Annotated in this window: 17 protein-coding genes; 8 read left to right on the top strand and 9 right to left on the bottom strand. The window is 71.1% G+C overall.

Going from position 1 to position 21,940, the window contains the following annotated elements; translation table 11 throughout:
• Positions 1–194: 194 nt before the first annotated feature.
• A complete protein-coding gene (gene gltB, locus AQI88_RS05140; RefSeq protein WP_208615715.1) occupies positions 195–4,796 on the top strand; it encodes a glutamate synthase large subunit in 4,602 nt (1,533 codons plus the stop codon).
• Entirely contained in the window at positions 4,789–6,252 is a 1,464-nt protein-coding gene (locus tag AQI88_RS05135; protein ID WP_066992533.1) for a glutamate synthase subunit beta, read from the top strand. Before gltB ends, AQI88_RS05135 begins: the two co-directional genes overlap by 8 nt.
• 94 nt (positions 6,253–6,346) lie before the next feature.
• Here AQI88_RS05135 and AQI88_RS05130 read toward each other — a convergent pair whose 3' ends face one another.
• The 3 genes from AQI88_RS05130 to AQI88_RS05120 form a co-directional block, all read right to left on the bottom strand.
• Entirely contained in the window at positions 6,347–7,057 is a 711-nt protein-coding gene (locus AQI88_RS05130; RefSeq protein WP_244184045.1) for a calcium-binding protein, read from the bottom strand.
• The gene (gene wecB / locus AQI88_RS05125; protein WP_066992530.1) at positions 7,054–8,217 is read right to left on the bottom strand and encodes a non-hydrolyzing UDP-N-acetylglucosamine 2-epimerase; all 1,164 of its coding nucleotides are present in this window, start codon (positions 8,215–8,217) and stop codon (positions 7,054–7,056) included. Before wecB ends, AQI88_RS05130 begins: the two co-directional genes overlap by 4 nt.
• A gap of 118 nt (positions 8,218–8,335) precedes the next feature.
• A complete protein-coding gene (locus AQI88_RS05120; RefSeq protein WP_244184044.1) occupies positions 8,336–9,535 on the bottom strand; it encodes a glycosyltransferase family 2 protein in 1,200 nt (399 codons plus the stop codon).
• Between the two features lie 488 nt (positions 9,536–10,023).
• Here AQI88_RS05120 and AQI88_RS05115 point away from each other — a divergent pair, with 488 nt between their 5' ends.
• The 3 genes from AQI88_RS05115 to AQI88_RS05105 all read left to right on the top strand — a co-directional run bounded on the left by AQI88_RS05115 (position 10,024) and on the right by AQI88_RS05105 (position 13,758).
• Positions 10,024–11,874 (top strand): DUF2334 domain-containing protein, encoded by a 1,851-nt coding sequence (locus AQI88_RS05115; protein ID WP_244184043.1) that lies wholly within the window; start codon positions 10,024–10,026, stop codon positions 11,872–11,874.
• Positions 11,875–11,885: 11 nt separating this feature from the next.
• Complete coding sequence (locus AQI88_RS05110; protein WP_244184042.1) at positions 11,886–12,935, top strand: glycoside hydrolase family 113; 1,050 nt, start codon at positions 11,886–11,888, stop codon at positions 12,933–12,935.
• Positions 12,936–13,035: 100 nt separating this feature from the next.
• On the top strand, positions 13,036–13,758 hold the full coding sequence (locus tag AQI88_RS05105) for a vWA domain-containing protein (protein ID WP_066992521.1): 723 nt from the start codon (positions 13,036–13,038) through the stop codon (positions 13,756–13,758).
• Here AQI88_RS05105 and AQI88_RS05100 read toward each other — a convergent pair.
• Both AQI88_RS05100 and AQI88_RS05095 read right to left on the bottom strand, forming a co-directional pair.
• Positions 13,755–14,705 carry an acyl-CoA dehydrogenase family protein gene (locus AQI88_RS05100; RefSeq protein WP_066992518.1) on the bottom strand — a complete coding sequence of 317 codons (951 nt, stop codon included), beginning with the start codon at positions 14,703–14,705 and terminating at the stop codon, positions 13,755–13,757. The genes AQI88_RS05105 and AQI88_RS05100 overlap by 4 nt on opposite strands.
• Positions 14,705–15,844: an acyl-CoA dehydrogenase family protein gene (locus AQI88_RS05095; RefSeq protein WP_066993682.1), complete on the bottom strand. Its 1,140-nt coding sequence runs from the start codon at positions 15,842–15,844 to the stop codon at positions 14,705–14,707. The genes AQI88_RS05100 and AQI88_RS05095 overlap by 1 nt, the downstream gene beginning before the upstream one ends.
• A gap of 53 nt (positions 15,845–15,897) precedes the next feature.
• Here AQI88_RS05095 and AQI88_RS05090 point away from each other — a divergent pair, with 53 nt between their 5' ends.
• From AQI88_RS05090 to AQI88_RS05080, 3 genes are read left to right on the top strand one after another with little or no spacing between them, the layout of a single operon-like run.
• Positions 15,898–16,683, top strand: coding sequence for an SDR family oxidoreductase (locus AQI88_RS05090; protein WP_066992515.1), 786 nt, complete (start codon positions 15,898–15,900; stop codon positions 16,681–16,683).
• Between the two features lie 24 nt (positions 16,684–16,707).
• Positions 16,708–17,343: a TetR/AcrR family transcriptional regulator gene (locus tag AQI88_RS05085; protein ID WP_066992512.1), complete on the top strand. Its 636-nt coding sequence runs from the start codon at positions 16,708–16,710 to the stop codon at positions 17,341–17,343.
• Between the two features lie 38 nt (positions 17,344–17,381).
• On the top strand, positions 17,382–18,539 hold the full coding sequence (locus tag AQI88_RS05080; RefSeq protein ID WP_066992510.1) for an acetyl-CoA C-acetyltransferase: 1,158 nt from the start codon (positions 17,382–17,384) through the stop codon (positions 18,537–18,539).
• On the opposite strand, the gene AQI88_RS05075 is transcribed toward AQI88_RS05080, so the two are convergent.
• The 4 genes from AQI88_RS05075 to AQI88_RS05060 are packed head-to-tail and all read right to left on the bottom strand — an operon-like array spanning position 18,523 to position 21,937.
• Positions 18,523–19,581 carry an NAD(P)H-dependent flavin oxidoreductase gene (locus AQI88_RS05075; protein ID WP_066992508.1) on the bottom strand — a complete coding sequence of 353 codons (1,059 nt, stop codon included), beginning with the start codon at positions 19,579–19,581 and terminating at the stop codon, positions 18,523–18,525. The two genes, AQI88_RS05080 and AQI88_RS05075, sit on opposite strands and share 17 nt — an antisense overlap.
• Complete coding sequence (locus tag AQI88_RS05070) at positions 19,581–20,345, bottom strand: CoA-transferase subunit beta (protein WP_066992505.1); 765 nt, start codon at positions 20,343–20,345, stop codon at positions 19,581–19,583. The genes AQI88_RS05075 and AQI88_RS05070 overlap by 1 nt, the downstream gene beginning before the upstream one ends.
• Complete coding sequence (locus AQI88_RS05065; RefSeq protein ID WP_066992503.1) at positions 20,342–21,193, bottom strand: CoA transferase subunit A; 852 nt, start codon at positions 21,191–21,193, stop codon at positions 20,342–20,344. The genes AQI88_RS05070 and AQI88_RS05065 overlap by 4 nt, the downstream gene beginning before the upstream one ends.
• A complete protein-coding gene (locus AQI88_RS05060; RefSeq protein ID WP_066992500.1) occupies positions 21,194–21,937 on the bottom strand; it encodes an enoyl-CoA hydratase family protein in 744 nt (247 codons plus the stop codon).
• Positions 21,938–21,940: the final 3 nt, after the last annotated feature.

Genomic DNA, 21,940 nt, shown 5'->3' with positions numbered 1-21,940 from the left:
GCCGCCGTGTGCGGCGCCTGCCGTGACCCCGCGGCACCTGCCGCACCCCACGCGGCGTCCGCATGCTGGAACGGAGTATCCGGTTCCCGAGATCCGCTCCATCATGTAACCTGCACGAAATTTTGCACTCCGCAGAGGGCCAACGTCGTCCCTCGGCACTTGCCACATGCCACATGACGACGACGGGAGAGCCGATGCGTACGCCGCGCCAGCCGTCCCAGCATTCCGCGAATGGCCAGAACTGGTCCTTCATGGATGCTCGCCCTGCTGCGCAGGGTATGTACGACCCCCGCAACGAGCACGACGCCTGTGGCGTCGGCTTCGTGGCCACCCTCACCGGCGAGGCGAGCCATACGCTGGTCGAACAGGCGCTCACGGTTCTGCGTAACCTCGAGCACCGCGGCGCCACCGGCTCCGAGCCCGACTCCGGCGACGGCGCGGGCATCCTCTCCCAGGTGCCGGACGCCTTCTTCCGTGAGGTGGCCGGATTTGAACTCCCCGCGGCGGGCTCGTACGCGGTCGGCATCGCCTTCCTCCCGGAGGACGGGGCCCAGGACGCCGTCTCGAAGATCGAGACGATCGCGTCCGAGGAGGGTCTGACCGTCCTCGGCTGGCGCGAGGTCCCCGTCGCGCCGGAACTGCTGGGCGCCACCGCCCGGTCCACCATGCCGGTCTTCCGTCAGGTGTTCGTGGCCGACGGTTCGAGCGAGGGCATCGCGCTCGACCGCAAGGCCTTCGTGCTGCGCAAGCGCGCCGAGCGGGAGGCCGGTGTCTACTTCCCGTCCCTCTCCGCCCGCACGATCGTCTACAAGGGCATGCTGACCACCGGCCAGCTGGAGCCCTTCTTCCCGGACCTGTCCGACCGCCGCTTCGCCTCGGCCGTCGCGCTCGTCCACTCGCGCTTCTCCACGAACACCTTCCCGTCGTGGCCGCTCGCGCACCCCTACCGCTTCGTCGCGCACAACGGTGAGATCAACACCGTCAAGGGCAACCGCAACTGGATGCGCGCCCGCGAGTCCCAGCTGGTCTCCGACTTGTTCGGCTCTGCCGACCAGAAGGCGATCGAGCGCATCTTCCCGGTGTGTACGCCGGACGCCTCCGACTCGGCGTCCTTCGACGAGGTGCTCGAGCTGCTCCACCTCGGCGGCCGCTCGCTCCCGCACTCCGTGCTGATGATGATCCCGGAGGCGTGGGAGAACCACGACTCCCTGGACCCGGCACGGCGCGCCTTCTACCAGTTCCACTCCACGATGATGGAGCCCTGGGACGGCCCGGCCTGTGTCACCTTCACCGACGGCACCCAGGTCGGCGCCGTGCTCGACCGCAATGGTCTGCGCCCCGGCCGCTACTGGGTCACCGACGAGGGCCTCGTCGTCCTCGGCTCCGAGGTCGGCGTCCTCGACATCGACCCGGCCAGGGTCGTCCGCAAGGGCCGCCTGCAGCCCGGCCGGATGTTCCTCGTCGACACCGCCGAGCACCGCATCATCGAGGACGACGAGATCAAGGCGCAGCTGGCCGCCGAGGCTCCGTACGCCGAGTGGCTGGAGGCCGGCGAGATCGAGCTGGGCGACCTGCCCGAGCGCGAGCACATCGTCCACACCCACGCCTCGGTCACCCGCCGCCAGCAGACCTTCGGTTACACCGAGGAGGAGCTGCGCGTCATCCTGGCGCCGATGGCCAAGTCCGCCGCCGAGCCGATCGGCTCCATGGGCACGGACTCGCCGATCGCGGCCCTCTCCGAGCGCCCGCGGCTGCTGTTCGACTACTTCACCCAGCTCTTCGCGCAGGTCACCAACCCGCCGCTGGACGCGATCCGCGAGGAGCTGGTCACCTCCCTGCGCTCGTCCCTCGGCCCGCAGGGCAACCTGCTCGACCCGAACGCCGCCTCCTGCCGGTCGGTCGTGCTGCCCTTCCCGGTCATCGACAACGACGAGCTGGCCAAGCTCATCCACATCAACGCCGACGGCGACATGCCCGGCTTCAAGGCCGCGACCCTGTCGGGCCTGTACCGGGTCTCCGGCGGCGGTGACGCCCTCGCCGCGCGCATCGAGGAGATCTGTGCCGAGGCCGACGCGGCCATCGAGAACGGCGCCCGTCTGATCGTCCTCTCGGACCGCCACTCCGACGCCGAGCACGCGCCGATCCCGTCACTGCTGCTCACCGCGGCCGTCCACCACCACCTCATCCGCACCAAGCAGCGCACCCACGTGGGCCTGCTGGTCGAAGCCGGCGACGTCCGCGAGGTCCACCACGTCGCCCTGCTGATCGGCTTCGGCGCCGCCGCCGTCAACCCGTACCTGGCGATGGAGTCCGTCGAGGACCTGGTCCGCGCGGGCACGTTCCTGTCGGACATCGAGCCCGAGAAGGCCATCCGCAACCTGATCTACGCCCTCGGCAAGGGTGTCCTGAAGGTCATGTCCAAGATGGGCATCTCCACCGTGGCCTCCTACCGCGGCGCCCAGGTCTTCGAGGCCGTCGGCCTGGACGACGCCTTCGTGGAGAAGTACTTCAACGGCACCGCCACCAAGATCGGCGGCGTCGGTATCGACGTCATCGCCAAGGAGGTCGCCGCCCGCCACGCCAAGGCCTACCCGGCCTCCGGCATCGCCCCGGCGCACCGCGCGCTGGAGATCGGCGGCGAGTACCAGTGGCGCCGCGAGGGCGAGCCGCACCTGTTCGACCCGGAGACGGTCTTCCGCCTCCAGCACTCCACGCGCTCCGGCCGCTACGACATCTTCAAGAAGTACACCGGGCGCGTGAACGAGCAGTCCGAGCGGCTGATGACGCTGCGCGGCCTGTTCGGCTTCACGTCGGACCGCGCGCCGATCTCCGTGGACGAGGTCGAGCCGGTCTCCGAGATCGTCAAGCGGTTCTCGACGGGCGCGATGTCGTACGGCTCCATCTCCAAGGAGGCGCACGAGACCCTCGCCATCGCCATGAACCAGCTGGGCGGCAAGTCCAACACCGGTGAGGGCGGCGAGGACCCGGACCGCCTGTACGACCCGGCACGGCGCAGCGCCATCAAGCAGGTGGCCTCCGGCCGCTTCGGTGTGACGAGCGAGTACCTCGTCAACGCCGACGACATCCAGATCAAGATGGCCCAGGGCGCCAAGCCCGGCGAGGGCGGCCAGCTGCCCGGCCACAAGGTCTACCCGTGGGTCGCGAAGACGCGTCACTCGACGCCGGGCGTGGGCCTCATCTCCCCGCCGCCGCACCACGACATCTACTCCATCGAGGACCTGGCCCAGCTGATCCACGACCTGAAGAACGTGAACCCGCAGGCGCGGATTCACGTCAAGCTGGTCTCCGAGGTCGGCGTCGGCACGGTCGCGGCCGGTGTGTCCAAGGCGCACGCGGACGTGGTCCTGATCTCCGGTCACGACGGCGGTACGGGTGCCTCCCCGCTGACCTCCCTGAAGCATGCGGGCGGTCCCTGGGAGCTGGGCCTGGCCGAGACCCAGCAGACGCTGCTGCTCAACGGCCTGCGCGACCGGATCGTGGTCCAGACCGACGGCCAGCTGAAGACCGGCCGTGACGTGGTCATCGCCGCGCTGCTCGGCGCCGAGGAGTTCGGTTTCGCGACCGCTCCGCTCGTCGTCTCCGGCTGCGTGATGATGCGCGTCTGCCACCTGGACACCTGCCCGGTCGGCATCGCCACCCAGAACCCGACGCTGCGCGACCGCTTCGCCGGCAAGGCCGAGTACGTGGTGAACTTCTTCCAGTTCATCGCCGAGGAGGTCCGCGAGATCCTCGCCGAGCTGGGCTTCCGCTCCATCGAGGAGGCCGTCGGCCACGCCGAGGTCCTCGACGTGGCGCGGGCCGTCGACCACTGGAAGGCGCAGGGCCTGGACCTGGAGCCGCTGTTCCACGTGCCGTCGCTGCCCGAGGGCGCGGCGCGCCACCGGATCGTCGCCCAGGACCACGGCCTGGAGAAGGCCCTGGACAACGAGCTGATCAAGCTCGCCGCGGACGCGCTGGCCGCCTCCGACGCCACCGAGGCACAGCCGGTGCGCGCCCAGGTCGCCATCCGCAACATCAACCGCACGGTCGGCACCATGCTGGGCCACGAGGTGACGAAGAAGTTCGGCGGTGCGGGCCTGCCCGACGACACCATCGACATCACCTTCACCGGCTCGGCCGGCCAGTCCTTCGGCGCGTTCCTGCCGCGCGGCGTCACGCTGCGCCTGGAGGGCGACGCCAACGACTACGTGGGCAAGGGCCTGTCCGGCGGCCGGGTCGTCGTCCGCCCGGACCGTGCGGCCGACCACCTCGCCGAGTACTCGACCATCGCGGGCAACACCATCGCCTACGGCGCCACCGGCGGCGAGCTGTTCCTGCGCGGTCGTACCGGTGAGCGGTTCTGCGTGCGCAACTCCGGCGCGCTGGTCGTCTCCGAGGGCGTGGGCGACCACGGCTGCGAGTACATGACCGGCGGTCACGCGGTCGTCCTCGGCCAGACCGGCCGCAACTTCGCGGCGGGCATGTCCGGCGGCATCGCCTACGTCATCGACCTCGACCGCGACAACGTCAACATCGGCAACGTCGACGCGGTCGAGGCGCTGGACGACACGGACAAGCAGTGGCTGCACGACGTGGTGCGCCGTCACGCCGAGGAGACCGGCTCGACGGTCGCCGAGAAGCTGCTCGCCGACTGGGACGTGGCCGTGGAGCGGTTCAGCAAGATCATCCCCAGCACGTACAAGGCAGTGCTCGCCGCCAAGGACGCCGCCGAGCGAGCCGGTCTCTCCGAGACCGAGATCACCGAGAAGATGATGGAGGCGGCGATCAATGGCTGACCCGAAGGGCTTCCTGAACCACGGCCGTGAGGTCGCCAAGACCCGCCCCGTCGCCGAGCGCGTCAAGGACTGGAACGAGGTCTACGTCCCCGGCTCCCTGCTGCCGATCATCAGCAAGCAGGCCAGCCGGTGCATGGACTGCGGCATCCCGTTCTGCCACAACGGCTGTCCGCTGGGGAACCTCATCCCCGAGTGGAACGACTACGCCTACCGCGAGGACTGGGCCGCCGCCCAGGAGCGCCTGCACGCGACCAACAACTTCCCGGAGTTCACCGGTCGCCTCTGCCCGGCCCCCTGCGAGTCGGCGTGCGTGCTCGGCATCAACCAGCCGGCCGTCACCATCAAGAACGTCGAGGTCTCGATCATCGACAAGGCGTGGGAGACCGGGGACGTCGCCCCGCAGATCCCCGAGCGCCTGTCCGGCAAGACCGTCGCGGTCATCGGCTCGGGCCCGGCGGGCCTGGCCGCCGCCCAGCAGCTGACCCGGGCCGGCCACACCGTCGCCGTCTACGAGCGCGCGGACCGCATCGGAGGCCTCCTGCGGTACGGGATCCCCGAGTTCAAGATGGAGAAGCGGCACATCAACCGCCGTATCGAGCAGATGCGCGCGGAGGGCACCCGCTTCCGCACCGGCATCGAGATCGGCCGTGACCTGAAGGCGACGGACCTGAAGAAGCGGTACGACGCCGTGGTCCTGGCCGTCGGCGCGACGACCGCCCGCGACCTGCCGGTGCCCGGCCGCGACCTCAAGGGCGTCTACCAGGCGATGGAGTACCTGCCGCTGGCCAACAAGGTCCAGGAGGGCGACTACGTCACCGCTCCGGTCTCGGCCGAGGGCAAGCACGTCGTGGTCATCGGCGGCGGCGACACCGGTGCCGACTGCGTGGGCACCGCCCACCGCCAGGGCGCGGCCTCCGTCACCCAGCTGGAGATCATGCCCCGCCCGAACGACGAGCGGAACGCGGTCGCCCAGCCCTGGCCGACCTTCCCGATGCTCTACAAGGTCACCTCGGCCCACGAGGAGGGCGGCGAGCGGGTCTACTCCGTCTCCACCACCCACTTCGAGGGCGACGAGGACGGCAACGTCCAGTGGCTGCACCTCACCGAGGTCGAGTTCGTGGACGGCAAGCTGACCCCGAAGCCGGGCACCGAGCGCAAGATCCCGGCCCAGCTGGTCACCCTCGCCATGGGCTTCACCGGCACCGACCGGGAGAACGGTCTTGTGGAGCAGTTCGGCCTGGACCTCGACGAACGCGGTAACATCGCCCGCGACGCCGACTTCCAGACCAACGTGCCGGGTGTGTTCGTCGCCGGCGACGCCGGCCGCGGCCAGTCCCTGATCGTGTGGGCGATCGCGGAGGGCCGCTCGGCCGCCCGCGGTGTCGACCGCCGCCTGACCGGAGCCAGCGACCTGCCGGCCCCGATCCGTCCGACGGACCGCGCGCTGATGGTCTGACGGTTCATCGAAGACGTCCCGTACAAAGGCGTACGGAACACTGGTGGCGCCTGCCCGAAGTCCCCGACCGGACTGGGCGGGCGCCGCCGCCTTTTCAGCGCGAACCAGCCTTCAGCCCCTCGAACTTCACGGTCGCGTCCTCGGTGTAAGCCCCCACCCTGCCCCGGCTGTAAGGGCGCTCGGTGTCCGTGAACGTCACCAGCGGCTTCCCGCCCACCGACACCGCAAGCACCGCGCCACGCTGCTCCGCCCGCACCTCGTACCAGTCGCCCACGGGGTACCTGGTCTTCCCCGTGGCCAGGAAACGCTGGCCCCCCGGATATGCGGGATCCCGCTTGCCCAGCTCCCAGCCGTTGGGCTTGAGGGTGATGTAGTAGAAGTGCTCCGGGTCGGTGTATGCCCACACCAGCCACGGCACCTCCCACGGGTTCGGGTCGGGATCCCGCAGCTGCTGCACCGTCCGCATACGCGCGTCGTACCGCACGTCGGTGTACGAGGCGGTGCTCACCACAAGGCCCGCGTGCGTCGTACCAGGATCCTCCGCGGCTCTGGGGGACAGCGACAGGGAGTCGTCGTCGCCCAGGTTGGTGCCATGGCCGTTGAACACGGAGAGCCAGCGGCCGTGCGTCGTGCCGTCGATCCAGGGCCTGGGCGGTGGTGAGCCGCCGCCCTGGCACTGGCTCAGGGTGACCGCGAGGAGCGCGGTCAGTGTGAGCGCGAGTGCCAGGGCGGTGAGAAGACGGCCCCTGCGCCCCTGCGGGATCGGCGGGATCCGGCGGCGGGGGCGCAGGAGTGACGAGGTCATGCAGCCGAGTATGGCCCGGACGCGGTGAGGCCGACGGGTACTTCGGCGGCGAAGTCCTCGGCCAATTGGGCGAGTACGCGGGTGGCGGCGAGCCCGTCGCCGAACGGATTGCCCGCGGCCGCCATCCTCCGGTACTCCGCCGGATCGTCCAGGAGCTTCTCGGCCCAGGTCACGATGGCGTCCGGGTCCGTGCCGATCAGCCGGGCCGCACCCGCCTCGACCGCCTCCGGGCGCTCGGTGGTCGTGCGCAGCACCAGCGCGGGCTTGCTCAGGCTGGGGGCCTCCTCCTGGATACCGCCGGAGTCGGTGAGGACCAGGTCGCACTCGGCCAGCGTCGCCGCGAAGTCCACGTAGTCGAGCGGCTCGACGAGCGAGATGCCGGTGTGGCCGTCGAGTTCGGGCAGCAGTGCGTCGCGGACGGCGGGGCTCTTGTGCAGCGGCAGCACGATCTCCGCGTCACCGCGGTGCGCGAGCCGGGCCAGCGCCCGGCCCATGCCGCGCATCCGCTCGCCCTGGTTCTCCCGCCGGTGCAGGGTGACCAGGATCCGCTTGGCGCCGGTGCGGAAGGCGGAGGTTCCGGTGCCCTCGGCCAGCACCCACAGGAGGTTGTCGATCACCGTGTTGCCGGTGGTGAAGACCTGCTCCGCGGGGACGCCCTCGTCGGTCAGGTGCCGGGCCGCGCGCGGGGTCGGGGCGAAGTGCCAGCGGGCGATGCGGCCGATCAGGCTGCGGTTGAGTTCCTCCGGGAAGGGGTTGTCGATGACTCCGGTGCGCAGTCCCGCCTCGACATGGGCGACCGGGATCTTCTCGTAGAAGGCGGCCAGGGCGCCGGCCAGCGCGGTCGTGGTGTCCCCCTGCACCACGACCAGGTCCGGCCGCTCACCGCGCATGACCTCGCCGAGCTCGCCGACCAGCCGGGCGGTCAGCTCGGACAGCTCCTGGCGGCTGCGCATCACGTCGAGCGCGATCCGTACGTCGACGCACAGCAGGCCGAGCATCTGGTGGAGCATCTCGCGGTGCTGGCCGGTGGTGACGACGATCGGTTCGAACTGCGGGTCGTCGGCCATCGCCCGTGCCACGGGCGCCAGTTTGATCGCTTCCGGCCGGGTGCCCAGCACGAGCATGGCGCGTACGGGCAGGGTTGAGGGATGTGTGGACATGACAGGGCCCCCCTAGGGCATGCGCGGTCGTCGCAGGACCGCGTGAGCGGTGCGGAGATGAGAGATGAGAGGAGAGATGCGCGGCGGGAAAGCCGCGAGAGAGGGAGGACGGGCGTCCTCAGGTGCGCGCGGTTTTCAGCCAGGTCTGCTTGCCGGTGAGCATCCGCCAGAACCCCCACCAGCCGGCGAAGAACCAGATGTAGCCGTAGAAGACGAAGACATGGGCGAGGAGCACACAGCGCACCAGCCCGAGTTCGCGCTCCCGCTTGGCGTACACGAAGCCGTACGCGTAGGCGGTCGTGAACGACAGCAGATACGGGCCGAGCAGCCACATGGGCGAGACGAGCGGATGTCCCACCTGGAGGGAGGCCACGACGGTGGCGCCCAGGGCGACCAGGAAGGAGATCGGCAGCAGCGAGGTGAGCAGGATCAGGACGGGGCTGGACAGGTGGTAGAGCATGTCCAGCGCCGGCCGGGTCGGCACCTCCCGCAGGATGAGCGGGACGAGACCGGCGGACTGCAGGTGCCCCTGGAACCAGCGGGATCGCTGCCGGATCAGGCGCCGCAGGCTGAGCACGGCCTGCTGGGAGACCGCGGCGGTGGTGCAGTGCATGTTGGTCCAGCCCTTGGCGATCAGCCGCACGCCGAGGTCGAGGTCCTCGGTGAGGCTGTCGCTCCACGGGCCGGCACCCTCCAGCGTGTTGAGCGCCGACAGCCGCATGAACTGCCCGTTGCCGCCCATGCCCACGCTGCCGATGAAGCGGCGCGCACTCTGGAACACGTCGCCGTAGACGACGAACTCCATGTCCTGCATGCGGGCCAGCAGCCCCTGCCCACGGTTGTACATACGGACGCAGACCTGAACCGCGCCCGTGCCAGGGTCGTCGAAGTAGGGGTCGACGGACTGCACGACGTGCGGGTCGAGCCGTCCGTCGGCGTCGACCACGCACAGCACGACGTCCGCCGGGTCATGGCCGTCCAGCAGGCCGGACTCCCTGAGATGCCGTACCCCGTCGTTGAGCGCGGCGCCCTTGCCCCGGCGTGCGTTCGGCGGGGTACGCCGGTGCAGCCGGACCAGGTCCGGATCCGCGGCCAGCGCGATCTCGCTGGTGCGGTCGTCGGAGCCGTCGTCGATGACCAGTGCCATGAAATTCCCGGCGGGCAGGGAAGTGATGCGCGCCAGGCTTTCGGACAGTACTTTCTCTTCGTTCAGACAGGCGAGCAGAAATACGTAGAAGCGCTCTCTCCGGTCGATCCGGGAGCGGCGAATTCTGCGCCGTGAGAGAAGGAAAAGGCTGGTGTTGTAACAGCCGGCCATCACGATCAACGTGATGCTCGACCACAGAAGCAGCTCAGTTATCACGAGTGCCCCCGGCATGCGCCTGCCGCTGTGTCTGTCGGCGCAGACGTATCCGGACCAGCAGGATCAGGCAGGCGGTCAGGCAATAGAACAGGAATCCGGCTCCGGCCGTCGCCTGTAGTGCTTTGGCCAAAGGTAAGCCCGGTATCGCTTCCGGTGCGGCCATCGCCCCGGCAAGGGGCAGCAGTGTGCCCAGGGCGGGTCGTCCGTACATTGTCCCCCCACATTTCGATGCGCGTCCCCAACGCGCGAAGATGAACGTAGCAGGCGCCGGGGCGCATCAGAGGCGAAACCAGAAAAAGGGCATGTCGGATCTTCCGATGGTGTCTGATGGGCCACGGGAATTCACCCAGTGGCCATTGACACCCTTCTCGGTCGCCAGAAGAATCGGTGGCTTCTTGCCAGCAAAAGCCTTTGCCATTGATTGGCAAAGTGGGGGGAAGATCGTGAGACCTTTGATCTCGTCCCGGAGGCGGGGAACCTCCAGGATCTCCATCGTTCTGCTGCTCGTCGCAGCGCTGCTCAGCGGCACATTCCTGGCCGCGGGCGCCCAGGCGGCCGGGGGGAACCATCGCCCCGGCGAATCCCGCGGCACCACGTCCGGACTCAACCGCGTCAACCTCAAGGGCTGGGCGAAGGCCCAGCTCAAGGCCGACAAGGCCCGCCGTGCCCGGCCGCACCAGAACGCGACCCGGACCGCGGCCGCGGTCCCGGCGCGCACCGCGAGCGCGGTGACCCGGAAGGCGGCCCCGCTCGTCCGGGCGGACGCCGCCGCCCCCGCCGGCACGAGCGCCCTCGTGCTCTACGACACGACCGGCCCCTACGGACAGCTGGGCGAGCTGTACGCGATGGCCACCGCCAACCTCGCCGGCCACTTCGGCACGGTGACGGCCAAGCCGGTCCAGGACTACACCGCCGGGATGGTCGAGCAGTACACCGCCACCGTCTACCTCGGCTCCACGTACTACGGCGGCACCCTCCCGGACGCCATTCCCGCCGCCTTCTACCAGGACGCCTCCGCCACCTCGCACCCGGTGATCTGGATGGGCGCCAACATCTGGGGCATGGCCAACTCGGTGGGGGTCACCCAGTTCACGCAGAAGTACGGCTGGGACCCCACGACGTCGTACTACGAGGACGGCGGCTCGGTCGGCAACGTCACACAGGTGACGTACCGCGGCCAGACGCTGACCCGTACCATCCCCGCCGGCCAGGACGGCGGAGTGCTGCGCCCCAACATCCTGACGGGCACCGGGTATCCGCAGGTCACCACGGTTGCGATGGGCCTGGACAGCTCCAACGGGCACACCTTCGGCTGGGCGGTCCGCTCGGCCAACCTCACCTACATCGGCGAGATCCCCTTCGCCTACGTCTCCGAGAGCGACCGCGTCATCGCCTTCGAGGACCTGCTCTTCGACGCCCTCGCCCCGGCCACCGCCGAGCGGCACCGGGCGATGGTGCGCCTGGAGGACATCAGCCCCGACTCGAACCCCACCGAGCTGCGGACGATGGCCGACTACCTCTACTCGCAGCAGATCCCCTACGGCATCAACGTGATCCCCGTCTACACGGACCCCAAGGGCACCTACAACAACGGCGTCCCGCAGACGATCACGCTCGCGCAGCGGCCGCAGGTGGTCAGCGCGCTGAAGTACATGCTGAGTCATGGCGCGGTCCTGATGGACCACGGCTACACGCACCAGTACAGCAACGTCGACAACCCCTACAACGGCGTGACCGGTGACGACTTCGAGTTCTACCGGGCGCACATCGACGCCGCGAACAACGTCGTCTACGACGGCCCGCCGGCCGAGGACTCCAGCGTCTGGGCACAGAGCAGGGTCACCGCCGCACTCGCCGCGTTCGCCGCGGCCGGTCTGCCGAGGCCCACGCTGTGGACCACCCCGCACTACGCGGGCTCCGCGGCCGACTACAGGGTCTTCGGCTCCAACTTCTCGGCGCGCCTGGAGCGTTCGCTCTACTTCGCCGGGACGCTGAGCGGGGCCTCGTCCGACCCGAACCGGTTCATCGGCCAGTTCTTCCCGTACGTGGTGAACGACGTGTACGGCACCAAGGTGCTGCCCGAGGACATCGGCAACTACGAGCCGGAGGCGTACAACAACCACCCGGCGCGCCTGCCCGCCGACCTCATCGCCTCGGCCAGGGCCAACCTGGCCGTACGGGATGGAGTGGCGAGCTTCTTCTACCACCCCTACTACCCGGTGCAGCCGTTGAAGGACACGATCGACGGCATCAGGGCACTCGGCTACACCTTCGTCAGCCCGGCGGCGCTGTGACGGCGCCCGCTGTGAAGAGGAGGACCGTCGCCTTCGTGGCGGCGGTCCTCGTCGCCGTCGGCGGATGCGTGTCCACCGGCCCGGGCCAGGGGTCCGGCCACGGCGCCACGCACGCCTCCCGTCCCGGACCGGGGACCTCGACCATGCGCGGCATCACCCTGCCCTCGTGGAACCGCACCGACTACGACAGCCCGGCCGCACCCCGCTATCTGCGCGGCATCCGGGCCACCGGGGCACGCTGGGTCACCTTCACCCCGACCTGGTACCAGAAGCGCGTCACCGACACGGGCATGCACACCACCGAGGAGACCGCGAGCGACGCGAGCCTGCGCAGGATCGTCGGGCGCGCGCACGCGGCCGGCCTCAAGGTGATGATCAAACCGCACGTGGACCTCCCCGGCGACCTGGACCGCGCCGAGATCCGCCCCCGCGACCGGGCCGCCTGGTTCGCCGCCTACCGCCGCTTCATCACCCACTACGCGGACATCGCCGCCGGCACCGGAGCCGAACAGTTCGCGGTCGGCACCGAACTCGCCGGGGTCTCCGGCGACACCACCGCCTGGACGAAGGTGATCAAGGCGGTCCGCGACCACTACGAGGGCCCGCTGACCTACGCCGCCAACTACGACGAGTACCAGCACATCCACTTCTGGAAGGCCCTCGACCTCATCGGCATCGACGCCTACTGGCCCCTCGCCGAGAAACCCACCACCGATCCCGCCCTGCTGGACCGCGCCTGGGCCTCGATCCGGCAGAAACTCGCCGCGTACTCCGCACGGCAGCATCGCCGGATCCTGTTCACCGAGGCCGGCTACGTCAGCCAGCGCGGCTCCACCACGGCCCCGTACTCCTGGACCGTCAGCACACACCCGGCGAACGCCGAACAGGCCGCCGCCTACCAGGCGCTCCTCGACTCCTTCGAGGGCCAGAACTGGTGGGCCGGCGTCTGCTGGTGGATGTGGGACGACTGGCCGGGCAGCGGAGAGACACCGGCACGCCTGGCCTACACCCCGCACGGCAAACCGGCCGAGGAGGTGCTGCGCCGGAAGTGGGCCCACTGAGCCCCCGCGGCCGCACTGTGCGGCCGCACCGCTCGTGATCGGCGGCGAACCCTTAGGCTCGGCTTCCTGGAAAGCCAGGGGGGATCACCAAGGGGGGACCATGGCCGCGATCAGCCTGCGCAAGGTGGAGGAGACCGCACCCGCACTCGTCGGGCCGTACCGGTCGGCCGGGGTCTGCCTGCGCAAGCATGGTCTGGACGGGCTGCGGGCAGCGGTGTACCTGGTGGTCGACCACTCGGGTTCGATGAAGCCGTACTACAAGGACGGCAGCGTGCAGGCGCTCGCCGACCGAGTGCTGGGCCTGTCGGCGCACCTGGACGACGACGGCCGGGTGCCGGTGGTGTTCTTCTCCACCGACATCGACGCGGTCACCGACATCGCCCTTGACGGCCACGAGGGCCGCATCGAGCGGATCGCCGCCGGGCTCGGGCACATGGGCAAGACCAGCTACCACCTGGCGATGGACGCCGTCATCGACCACTACCTCGACAGCGGCGCCGCGGATCCCGCGCTGGTCGTCTTCCAGACCGACGGCGGCCCGATCAACAAGCTCGCCGCGGAGCGCTACCTGTGCAAGGCGGCGGGGCTCCCGCTGTTCTGGCAGTTCGTCGGCTTCGGCGACCCGGGCAGCCGACAGTTCGAGTTCCTGCGGAAGCTGGACGAGCTGGCGGTGCCCGGCAAGCGGCTCGTGGACAACGCCGGCTTCTTCCACGCGGGCCAGGATCCACGGCGGGTCTCCGACGCCGAGTTGTACGACCGTCTCGTCGGTGAGTTCCCGAAGTGGCTGGCGGCCGCACGCGCCGCGGGCATAGTGACGGCCTAGCCGGCGCCTTCGAGGACCGCGTCCCGGCACTCGCCGGGCGTGCCCCACGCCGTGCGCAGGGCGCGAGCCTTGGTCAGCCACAGGGACAGGTCGTACTCCGCCGTGTACCCGATCGCCCCGTGCAGCTGGAGCGCGGTGCGAGCGGTCGCGTACGCCGCCTCGCACGCCGTCAGCTTGGCGGCGGCCACATCCGCGGGGTGCAGGGATATCGCCGCCCCGAAGAGCAGGGGCCGGGCGAACTCCAGGGCGATCTTCGCGTCGGCCAGGCGGTGCTTGACCGTCTGGAAGGAGCCGATGGGGACGCCGAACTGGGTGCGCTGCCCGACGTACGCCACCGTCCGGTCGAGCAGGGCGAGTCCCACGCCGAGGGCCTGGGCGGCGGTGGCCAGGCGCGCCCAGGTGACGGCGTCGGCGTGCGGCGGGCCGGGGGTGAGGAGCTCGCCGCCGGGGGCCAGCGGGGTCAGGCGGCGGGCGGGGTCGAGGCAGGGGCGGACCGGGCCGGGGCCCGGGGACAGGAGCAGACCCTCGCCGGTCGGGGCGAGATGAAGGGTGGCCGCGTCGCCGTCCAGGGCGTACCCGGTGGGTGCCGCCACGGTCGCGAGGGTCTCGCCCGCCGCGAGCTGGGGCAGGAACCGCTTGGCCGGCCGGTCCTCGCCGAGCAGCACGGCCGCCGCGACCGTCTCCACCAGCGGCCCGGGCACGGCATGCCTGCCCAACTCCACGAAGGCGACGGCCAGTTCCACCGGGTGCTGCCCCAGCCCTTCGTACTCCTCGGGCACCGCGAGACCGAACACCCCCGCCGCAGCGATACGGCGCCACAGCGCGCGGCCGCTCGCATGGTCGCCGCGGCTCCAGTCCCGGACCACCGTGGGGGTGTCCGCCGCCGTCAGCATCGCGTGCAGCGAGTCGGCGAAGGCGCGCTGCTCGGCATCGAGGAGGAAGCGCATCAGCGACGTCCCTTCGGCAGGCCGAGCAGGCGCTCGGCGACGATGTCGCGCTGGATCTCGTTGGTGCCCGCGTAGATGGGTCCGGCGAGGGAGAAGACGTACCCCTGCGCCCAGGCCGTGTCCGCCCACTCGCCCTCCCCGCCGAGCAGATCGAGCGCCGTCTCGTGCAGCGCCAGGTCGTACTCGGACCAGAACAGCTTGTTCATGCTGGACTCCGGGCCGAGCGAGGCGCCGTCCAGGAAGCGGGCGGCTGCCGCGTAGGTGAACAGCTGGTAGGCACGGGCGCCGGCCAGGGCGTCGGCCACCCGGGCGCGGGCGTGCTCCGGGCGGCCCTGCGCCTGCCACAGCTCCAGCAGCCGGGCGGCGGAGGCGAGGAAGCGGCCGGGGGAGCGCAGGGTGAGGCCGCGTTCGTTGCCCGCCGTGGACATCGCGATCCGCCAGCCCTGGCCGGGCTCACCGATCACGTCCTCGTCCGGCACGAACACCTCGTCCAGGAACAGCTCCGCGAAGGCCGGCTTCCCGTCCAGGCGGCCGATCGGGCGGACGGTGACGCCGGGAACCCGCAGGTCGAACATGAGGTACGTGAGCCCCTGGTGCGGCCTGGGAGCGCCGGGGTCGCTGCGGAACAGGCCGAAGGCCCGGTCGGCGAAGGCCGCCCGCGAGGACCAGGTCTTCTGCCCGCTCAGCAGCCAGCCGCCGTCCGTCCGTACGGCCCTGGAGGTGAGCGAGGCCAGGTCGGAGCCCGCCTCCGGCTCGGACCAGGCCTGCGCCCAGACCACCTCGCCCGAGGCCATCGGCGGCAGCACGCGCGCCCGTTGCTCCTCGGTGCCGTGGTCGAGGAGGGTCGGGGCGAGCAGGCTGATGCCGTTCTGGCCGACCCGGCCCGGCGCGCCCGCCGCCCAGTACTCCTCCTCGAACACCAGCCACCTGAAGAGGCCGGCCGCACGACCGCCGTACTCCTCGGGCCAGGACACCACCGACCAGCGGTCCGCGGCCAGTTCGGCCTCCCAGGCGCGGTGCGCCGCGAAGCCCTCCGCGGTCTCCAGGGAGGGCAGCGGGGTACGGGGCACGTGTGCCGCCAGCCAGGCGCGGGCCTCGGCGCGGAACTCCTCGTCGGCCGGAGCGTGGGTCAGGTCCACGGTCGCCGTCACCGTCCTTCCCTAACAAGTGTTTGGTAGGTTAGCGTGGCCCTATGACAGGCGTCGAGAGTCCGGCGTACGAGCCCGGACACGGGCTGCTGAAGGGGCGCACCGCCGTCATCACCGCGGCGGCCGGCGCGGGGATCGGCGGGGCGACCGCGCGCCGCTTCCTGGAGGAGGGCGCCCGGGTGCTGATCAGCGACGCGCACCCGCGCCGCCTGAAGGAGCACGAGGCCGGGCTGGGCCGGGAGTTCCCTGGCGCGGTGGCAGCGGTGCCCTGCGACGTCACCGACGAGGCCCAGGTGCGGGCACTCTTCGAGGCGGCCGCACGGGAGCACGGAAAGCTCGACATCGTCGTCAACAACGCAGGGCTGGGCGGGACTTCGGACCTCGTCGACATGACCGACGAGCAGTGGTCCCGTGTCCTCGACGTCACGCTGAACGGCACCTTCCGCTGCACCCGCGCGGCCCTGCGCGCCATGCGGGACACCGGCGGCGGGGTGATCGTCAACAACGCCTCCGTGGCCGGCTGGCGCGCCCAGGCAGGGCAGGCCCACTACGCCGCCGCCAAGGCCGGAGTGATGGCGCTGACCCGGTGCGCGGCGATCGAGGCGGCCGCCTACGGGGTGCGGGTCAACGCGGTGGCGCCCAGCCTCGCCATGCATCCGCACCTGGCGAAGGTCACCTCCGCCGAACTGCTCCAGGAGCTGACCGAGCGCGAGGCCTTCGGGCGGTACGCCGAGCCCTGGGAGGTGGCCAACGTGATCGTGTTCCTGGCCTCCGGCTACTCCTCGTACATGACCGGCGAGGTCGTCGCCGTCAGCAGCCAGCACCCCTGACGACGGGCAGACCACAATGGGTTCGTGCCGACCAAGAAGAAGCCCCAGGTGACCGCTCCGAAGAAGCCCATGGCCGCCGCCGCCCAGGCGCGCCGCCACGAACTCCTCGGCACCGCCGCCGAGGTCTTCGCCGAGCAGGGCTACAACGCCACCACCGTCCGCACCATCGCCGACCACGCCGGAATGCTCGCAGGCAGCCTCTACTACCACTTCGACTCCAAGGAGTCGATGCTGGAGGAGATCCTGCGGACCTTCCTGGACGAGCTGTGGGACGGCTACGACAGCGTCCTGGCCTCCGGGCTCGGGCCCCGCCAGACCCTGGAGGCGCTGGTCACCGAGTCCTTCCGGGAGATCGACCGGCACCGCGCCGCCGTCGCGATCTACCAGAAGGAGAGCAAGCAGCTCGTGGCGCAGGACCGCTTCGCCTTTCTCGCCGACTCGCAGCGCCGGTTCGAGAAGGCGTGGCTGTCCACGCTGGAGCGCGGAGTCGCCGAGCGCGTCTTCCGCGCCGACCTGGACGTCCGGCTCACCTACCGGTTCGTCCGGGACACGGTGTGGGTCGCCGCGTCCTGGTACCGGCCCGGCGGACAGCACAGCCCGGAGGAGATCGCCCGCCAGTACCTGTCGATGGTGCTGGACGGGATCGCCGTACGCGAATGACATCACGGTTAACACCCCTTTCCTGTGAGGGAGTCGCCATGGCCGAGGCCTACATCGTCGAAGCGGTCCGCACGCCCGTCGGGCGGCGCGGGGGAGGGCTCGCCCGGGCCCATCCGGCCGACCTGGGCGCGCATGTACTGAAGGCGCTCGTGGAGCGGTCCGGGATCGACCCGGCCGCCGTGGAGGACGTCGTCTTCGGCTGCCTGGACGCGGTCGGGCCGCAGGCCGGGGACATCGCCCGCACCTGCTGGCTGGCCGCCGGCCTGCCCGAGGAGGTGCCGGGCGTGACCGTGGACCGGCAGTGCGGCTCCTCCCAGCAGGCCGTGCACTTCGCCGCGCAGGCCGTGCTCTCCGGCACTCAGGACCTGGTGGTCGCGGGCGGGGTGCAGAACATGTCCCAGATCCCCATCGCCTTCGCCTCCCGGCAGGCCGCCGAACCCCTCGGCCTCACCGACGGCCCCTTCCTCGGCAGCACCGGCTGGCGCGCCCGCTACGGCGACCAGCCCGTCAACCAGTTCGCCGGCGCCGAGATGATCGCCGCCAAGTGGGGCATCACCCGAGAGGACCAGGAGGAGTTCGCCCTGCGCTCGCACCGGCGGGCGGTGTGGGCCATCGACACGGGCCGCTTCGAGCGCGAGACCGTCGCCTACGGCGAGGTCGCCGTCGACGAGGGCCCGCGCCGGGACACCTCCGCGGAGAAGATGGCCGCGCTGAAGCCCGTCCTCGACGGCGGTACCATCACCGCGGCCTGCTCCTCCCAGGTCTCCGACGGAGCCGCGGCCATGCTGCTCGCCTCCGAGCGGGCGGTACGCGAACACGGGCTGCGCCCACGCGCCCGCGTCCACCACCTCTCCGTGCGCGGCGAGGACCCCATCCGGATGCTCTCCGCGCCCATCCCGGCCACCGCGCACGCCCTGAAGAAGACCGGGCTGACCATCGACGCCATCGACCTCGTGGAGATCAACGAGGCCTTCGCCCCCGTCGTGCTCGCCTGGCTGAAGGAGACCGGCGCCGACCCGGAGAAGGTCAACGTCAACGGCGGTGCCATCGCCCTCGGCCACCCGCTCGGCGCCACCGGCGTCCGGCTGATGACGACCCTGCTGCACGAACTGGAGCGCACCGGCGGCCGGTTCGGCCTCCAGACCATGTGCGAGGGCGGCGGCCAGGCGAACGTGACGATCATCGAACGCCTCTGAGTCCCGCCAGTTCCGCCAGCACCTCCTGCGCCTCCTTCACGATCCGCTCCACCAGCTCCGCGCACGACGGCAGGTCGTCGATCACCCCGGCGACCTGCCCGGACGCCATCACCCCCAGGTCCGTACAGCCGTCCACCATCGCCGACTTCAGCAGCATCGGCGTGTTCGCCGCCAGCAGCACCTGACTCCAGGACAGCTCCTTGCCGTGCCGCAGGGCCAGCCCGTCGCGGACCAGCTGCCGCCAGGTGAGCCCCGACAGCCGCCGGAACCCCGCAGCCCGCCGCACCGCGTGGACCAGGGCCGGTATCCGCCCGGACCGCTCCAGCGTGTCCACCAGCTCCGTGCGCAGCATCCGGTGCGGCAGCCCGTCCACCGCCCGGGTGACCGTGACGTCCCGGACCGAAGCCGCCAGATACCGCGCCTTCACCGCGTCCGGCACCGTCGAGTCCGAGGTGAGCAGGAACCGCGTGCCCATCGCCACCCCGGCCGCACCGTAGGCCAGCGCCGAGACCAGACCCCGACCGTCGAAGAAGCCGCCCGCCGCGACGACCGGTATCCGCACCGCGTCCACCACCTGCGGCAGCAGCACGCTCGTCGCCACCTCGCCGGTGTGCCCGCCGCCCTCGCCGCCCTGCACGATCACCGCGTCCGCACCCCACGCGGCTACCTTCTCGGCATGCCGCCGCGCCCCGACGGACGGGATGACCACCACACCGGCCTCCTTGAGCCGGGCTATCAGTTCGGCGGAGGGGGCCAGCGCGAAGGAGGCCACCCGGACGCCCTCGTCCAGCATGATCTGCACCCGGTCGGCAGCGTCGGCCGCGTCGGCCCGCAGGTTCACCCCGAACGGCGCATCCGTGCGCGACCGGACCTCCCGTATCGCGGCCCGCAGCCGGTCGGGGGACATCGTCGCGGAGGCCAGGATGCCCAGGGCGCCCGCGTTCGCCGCCGCCGAGACCAGCCGCGGGCCGGCCACCCAGCCCATCCCGGTCTGCACGATCGGGTGCCGGACCCCGGCCAGCCGGGTCAGCGCGGTCTCCATCACCCCCTCGCCCCCTCGGGCACCTCACGCGCGCGTGCCCCGCCCGGATCCAGCTCCTCACGGATCAGCCGCAGCTCCTTTGCGGTCGGCTCCCGGGTGTACGGCACCTCGTCCGGCACGGCGAGCGCGAAGCCCGTCGCCTCCCGCACCTGCTCCACACCCACCCCTGGATGCAGCGAGGCCAGCCGCATCGAGCGGTCCGGGGTGGCGAAGTCGAAGACACCGAGGTCGGAGACGACCCGGGGGATGCGGTGGAAGCGGGCCGTGCTCCCCAACTCCGCCGCCCGGTCGTACCCCACCCCGCACACCATGTCGACCCGCTCCACGAACACCCGCCGGGAGTGCCTCGGGATCCAGTAACTCGTCGGATTGTTCAGCGTGTTGAGCGGTGCCCCGCGCACTCCGAGCAACTGCCGCCGGGGCCGCGTCCAGTCGCCGATGCAGGAGATGTTCTGGTTGCCGTAGCGGTCGATCTGGCTCGCTCCCATCATCACGTGCCGCCGCCCTCCCGCGACCAGGGTCAGATGCTGCCGGTAGGGCAGCCAGCCCTCGGGCGTGCCGTCCGGGCGGACCAGCAGCGCCTCGCCGTCGGTCAGCAGCAGGTCCGGCGCGAAGGTGAGCCGGGCCAGCCGGGCGCCCAGCGAGGGGATCAGGCCCATCGGGCTCGCAAGGATCTCCCCGGCACCGCGCCAGGCGTCGGCGCAGGCGATCACGCAGTACTCGGCGCGGGTGGGCGGGGGAAGAGGGCCCCGGGTGACACTCATTGCTCTCGCTCCCTTCGCCAGGCCCGCACCGCCGACCGGTACGCCTCCTCGTCCGCGCCGAGGAACCGCTCCGCGAACTCCGGCCACGGCGTGGCCGTGTACTGCTGCTGGAACTCCTCGTCCCGGCCGTAGTCCGGCGCGCAGGACGTGAAGTGCGCGCCGTTCGGGGCCTCCACCACACCGGTCACCGACAGCCGCTTGAGGAGCAGCGACTGCGGGGCCGCCTGCTTCGTCAACTCGGCCGTGTCGACCAGCCGTTCGCAGGAGACGTAGGCCGTGTCCGCCGCCTCGCAGAACAGGTCGTCGAAGTACGGGTCGGGGCCCAGACACTGCCCGTTGCCCAGCCGGTCGGCCCGGTTGACGTGCACCAGGGCCGCGTCCGTGCGCAGGGCGGGCATCGCCACGAACGTCTCCCCGTCCTCGTACGGCGAAGCGACGGTCCTGAGGCCCGGGTTGACCCGCATGACGTCCGAGCCGACTCCCGCCCGAACCGGCAGGAACGGCAGCCGGTTCGCCGCCGCGTGCAGCCCCCACAGGAACATCCCCTCGTCCACCTCCGTCAGCTCGAAGTCGCCGCGCTCGCGCGCCGCCCGGTAGTGCGGTTCCAGCGGGACGGAGTCGAGGGTGACGAAGGCCGTGACCAGCTTGCGGATCCGGCCGGCCGCGGCCAGCATGCCGACCTCCGGGCCGCCGTACGAGACGACCGTGAGGTCATCGATCCCGGACCGGAGCAGCGCCCTGACCAGGGCCATCGGTTTGCGCCGGGAACCCCAGCCGCCGATGCCGAGGGTCATGCCGCTGCGCAGGCGGGAGACCACCTCGTCGGCGGTCATCGTCTTGTCGCTCACCTATGCGCCCTCCTTCCCGAACCTGTCCCGGACCTCGTCGGCCACCCCGCTGAGGGCGGCCTCGAAGGTGAAGCCCTGCTCGAAGCGGTAGCTGCGGCGCACGTCCACCGGGTCGATGCCGTTGATGGCCGCCTTGGCCAGGCGCAGCAGCCTGCCGTCCTTGGCGGCGATCTCGCGGGCCAGCTCCAGCGCCGCCGTGCGCAGTTCCGTGCGCGGCACCACTCGCCACACCGAGCCGTGGGCGTGCAACTCGGCCGCGGTCGCCGTGCGCGAGGTGTAGTACAGGGCGCGCATCAGGTGCCGGGGGACCAGCCGGGCCAGGTGGGTCGCCGCGCCCAGGGCGCCCCGGTCCAGCTCGGGCAGCCCGAAGGAGGCGTCCTCGCTCGCCACGATCGCGTCCGCGTTGCCCGCCAGGCCTATTCCGCCGCCCAGACAGAACCCGTGCACCGCCGCTATCACGGGTGTCTCGCACTCGTACACCGCCGCGAAGGCCTCCGCGCAGCCGCGGTTGGCGCCGAGCAGCGCCCGGTCGCCGTGCGCCTGTATCTCCTTGATGTCCACGCCTGCGTTGAACCCGCGCCCCTCCGCGGCCAGCACCACGCAGCGCACGCCGGGGTCGCGGCCGGCCGCGCGGACCGCGTCGGCCAGGGCGAACCAGCCGCTCACCGGCAGCGCGTTCACCGGCGGGAAGTCGGCCGTGACGACGGAAATCCCCTTTTCCGGGGACGAGGTGGAGACACCCATGGA

It is taken from the genome of Streptomyces cellostaticus (assembly GCF_001513965.1).
Taxonomy (GTDB): domain Bacteria; phylum Actinomycetota; class Actinomycetes; order Streptomycetales; family Streptomycetaceae; genus Streptomyces; species Streptomyces cellostaticus.
Note: the sequence above shows the minus strand (reverse complement) of the source record. Positions and strands in the feature narration are given on the sequence as shown.

Excerpts from the sequence above, each read along its gene's own strand:
- AQI88_RS05135 (WP_066992533.1), top strand. The coding sequence starts at position 4,789 with ATGGCTGACCCGAAGGGCTTCCTGAACCACGGCCGTGAGGTCGCCAAG.
- AQI88_RS05060 (WP_066992500.1), bottom strand. The coding sequence starts at position 21,937 with ATGGGTGTCTCCACCTCGTCCCCGGAAAAGGGGATTTCCGTCGTCACG.
- AQI88_RS05130 (WP_244184045.1), bottom strand. The coding sequence starts at position 7,057 with ATGACCTCGTCACTCCTGCGCCCCCGCCGCCGGATCCCGCCGATCCCG.
- AQI88_RS05105 (WP_066992521.1), top strand. The coding sequence starts at position 13,036 with ATGGCCGCGATCAGCCTGCGCAAGGTGGAGGAGACCGCACCCGCACTC.
- AQI88_RS05070 (WP_066992505.1), bottom strand. The coding sequence starts at position 20,345 with ATGAGTGTCACCCGGGGCCCTCTTCCCCCGCCCACCCGCGCCGAGTAC.
- AQI88_RS05080 (WP_066992510.1), top strand. The coding sequence starts at position 17,382 with ATGGCCGAGGCCTACATCGTCGAAGCGGTCCGCACGCCCGTCGGGCGG.
- AQI88_RS05090 (WP_066992515.1), top strand. The coding sequence starts at position 15,898 with ATGACAGGCGTCGAGAGTCCGGCGTACGAGCCCGGACACGGGCTGCTG.
- AQI88_RS05075 (WP_066992508.1), bottom strand. The coding sequence starts at position 19,581 with ATGGAGACCGCGCTGACCCGGCTGGCCGGGGTCCGGCACCCGATCGTG.
- gltB (WP_208615715.1), top strand. The coding sequence starts at position 195 with ATGCGTACGCCGCGCCAGCCGTCCCAGCATTCCGCGAATGGCCAGAAC.
- AQI88_RS05100 (WP_066992518.1), bottom strand. The coding sequence starts at position 14,705 with ATGCGCTTCCTCCTCGATGCCGAGCAGCGCGCCTTCGCCGACTCGCTG.
- wecB (WP_066992530.1), bottom strand. The coding sequence starts at position 8,217 with ATGTCCACACATCCCTCAACCCTGCCCGTACGCGCCATGCTCGTGCTG.
- AQI88_RS05120 (WP_244184044.1), bottom strand. The coding sequence starts at position 9,535 with ATGGCCGGCTGTTACAACACCAGCCTTTTCCTTCTCTCACGGCGCAGA.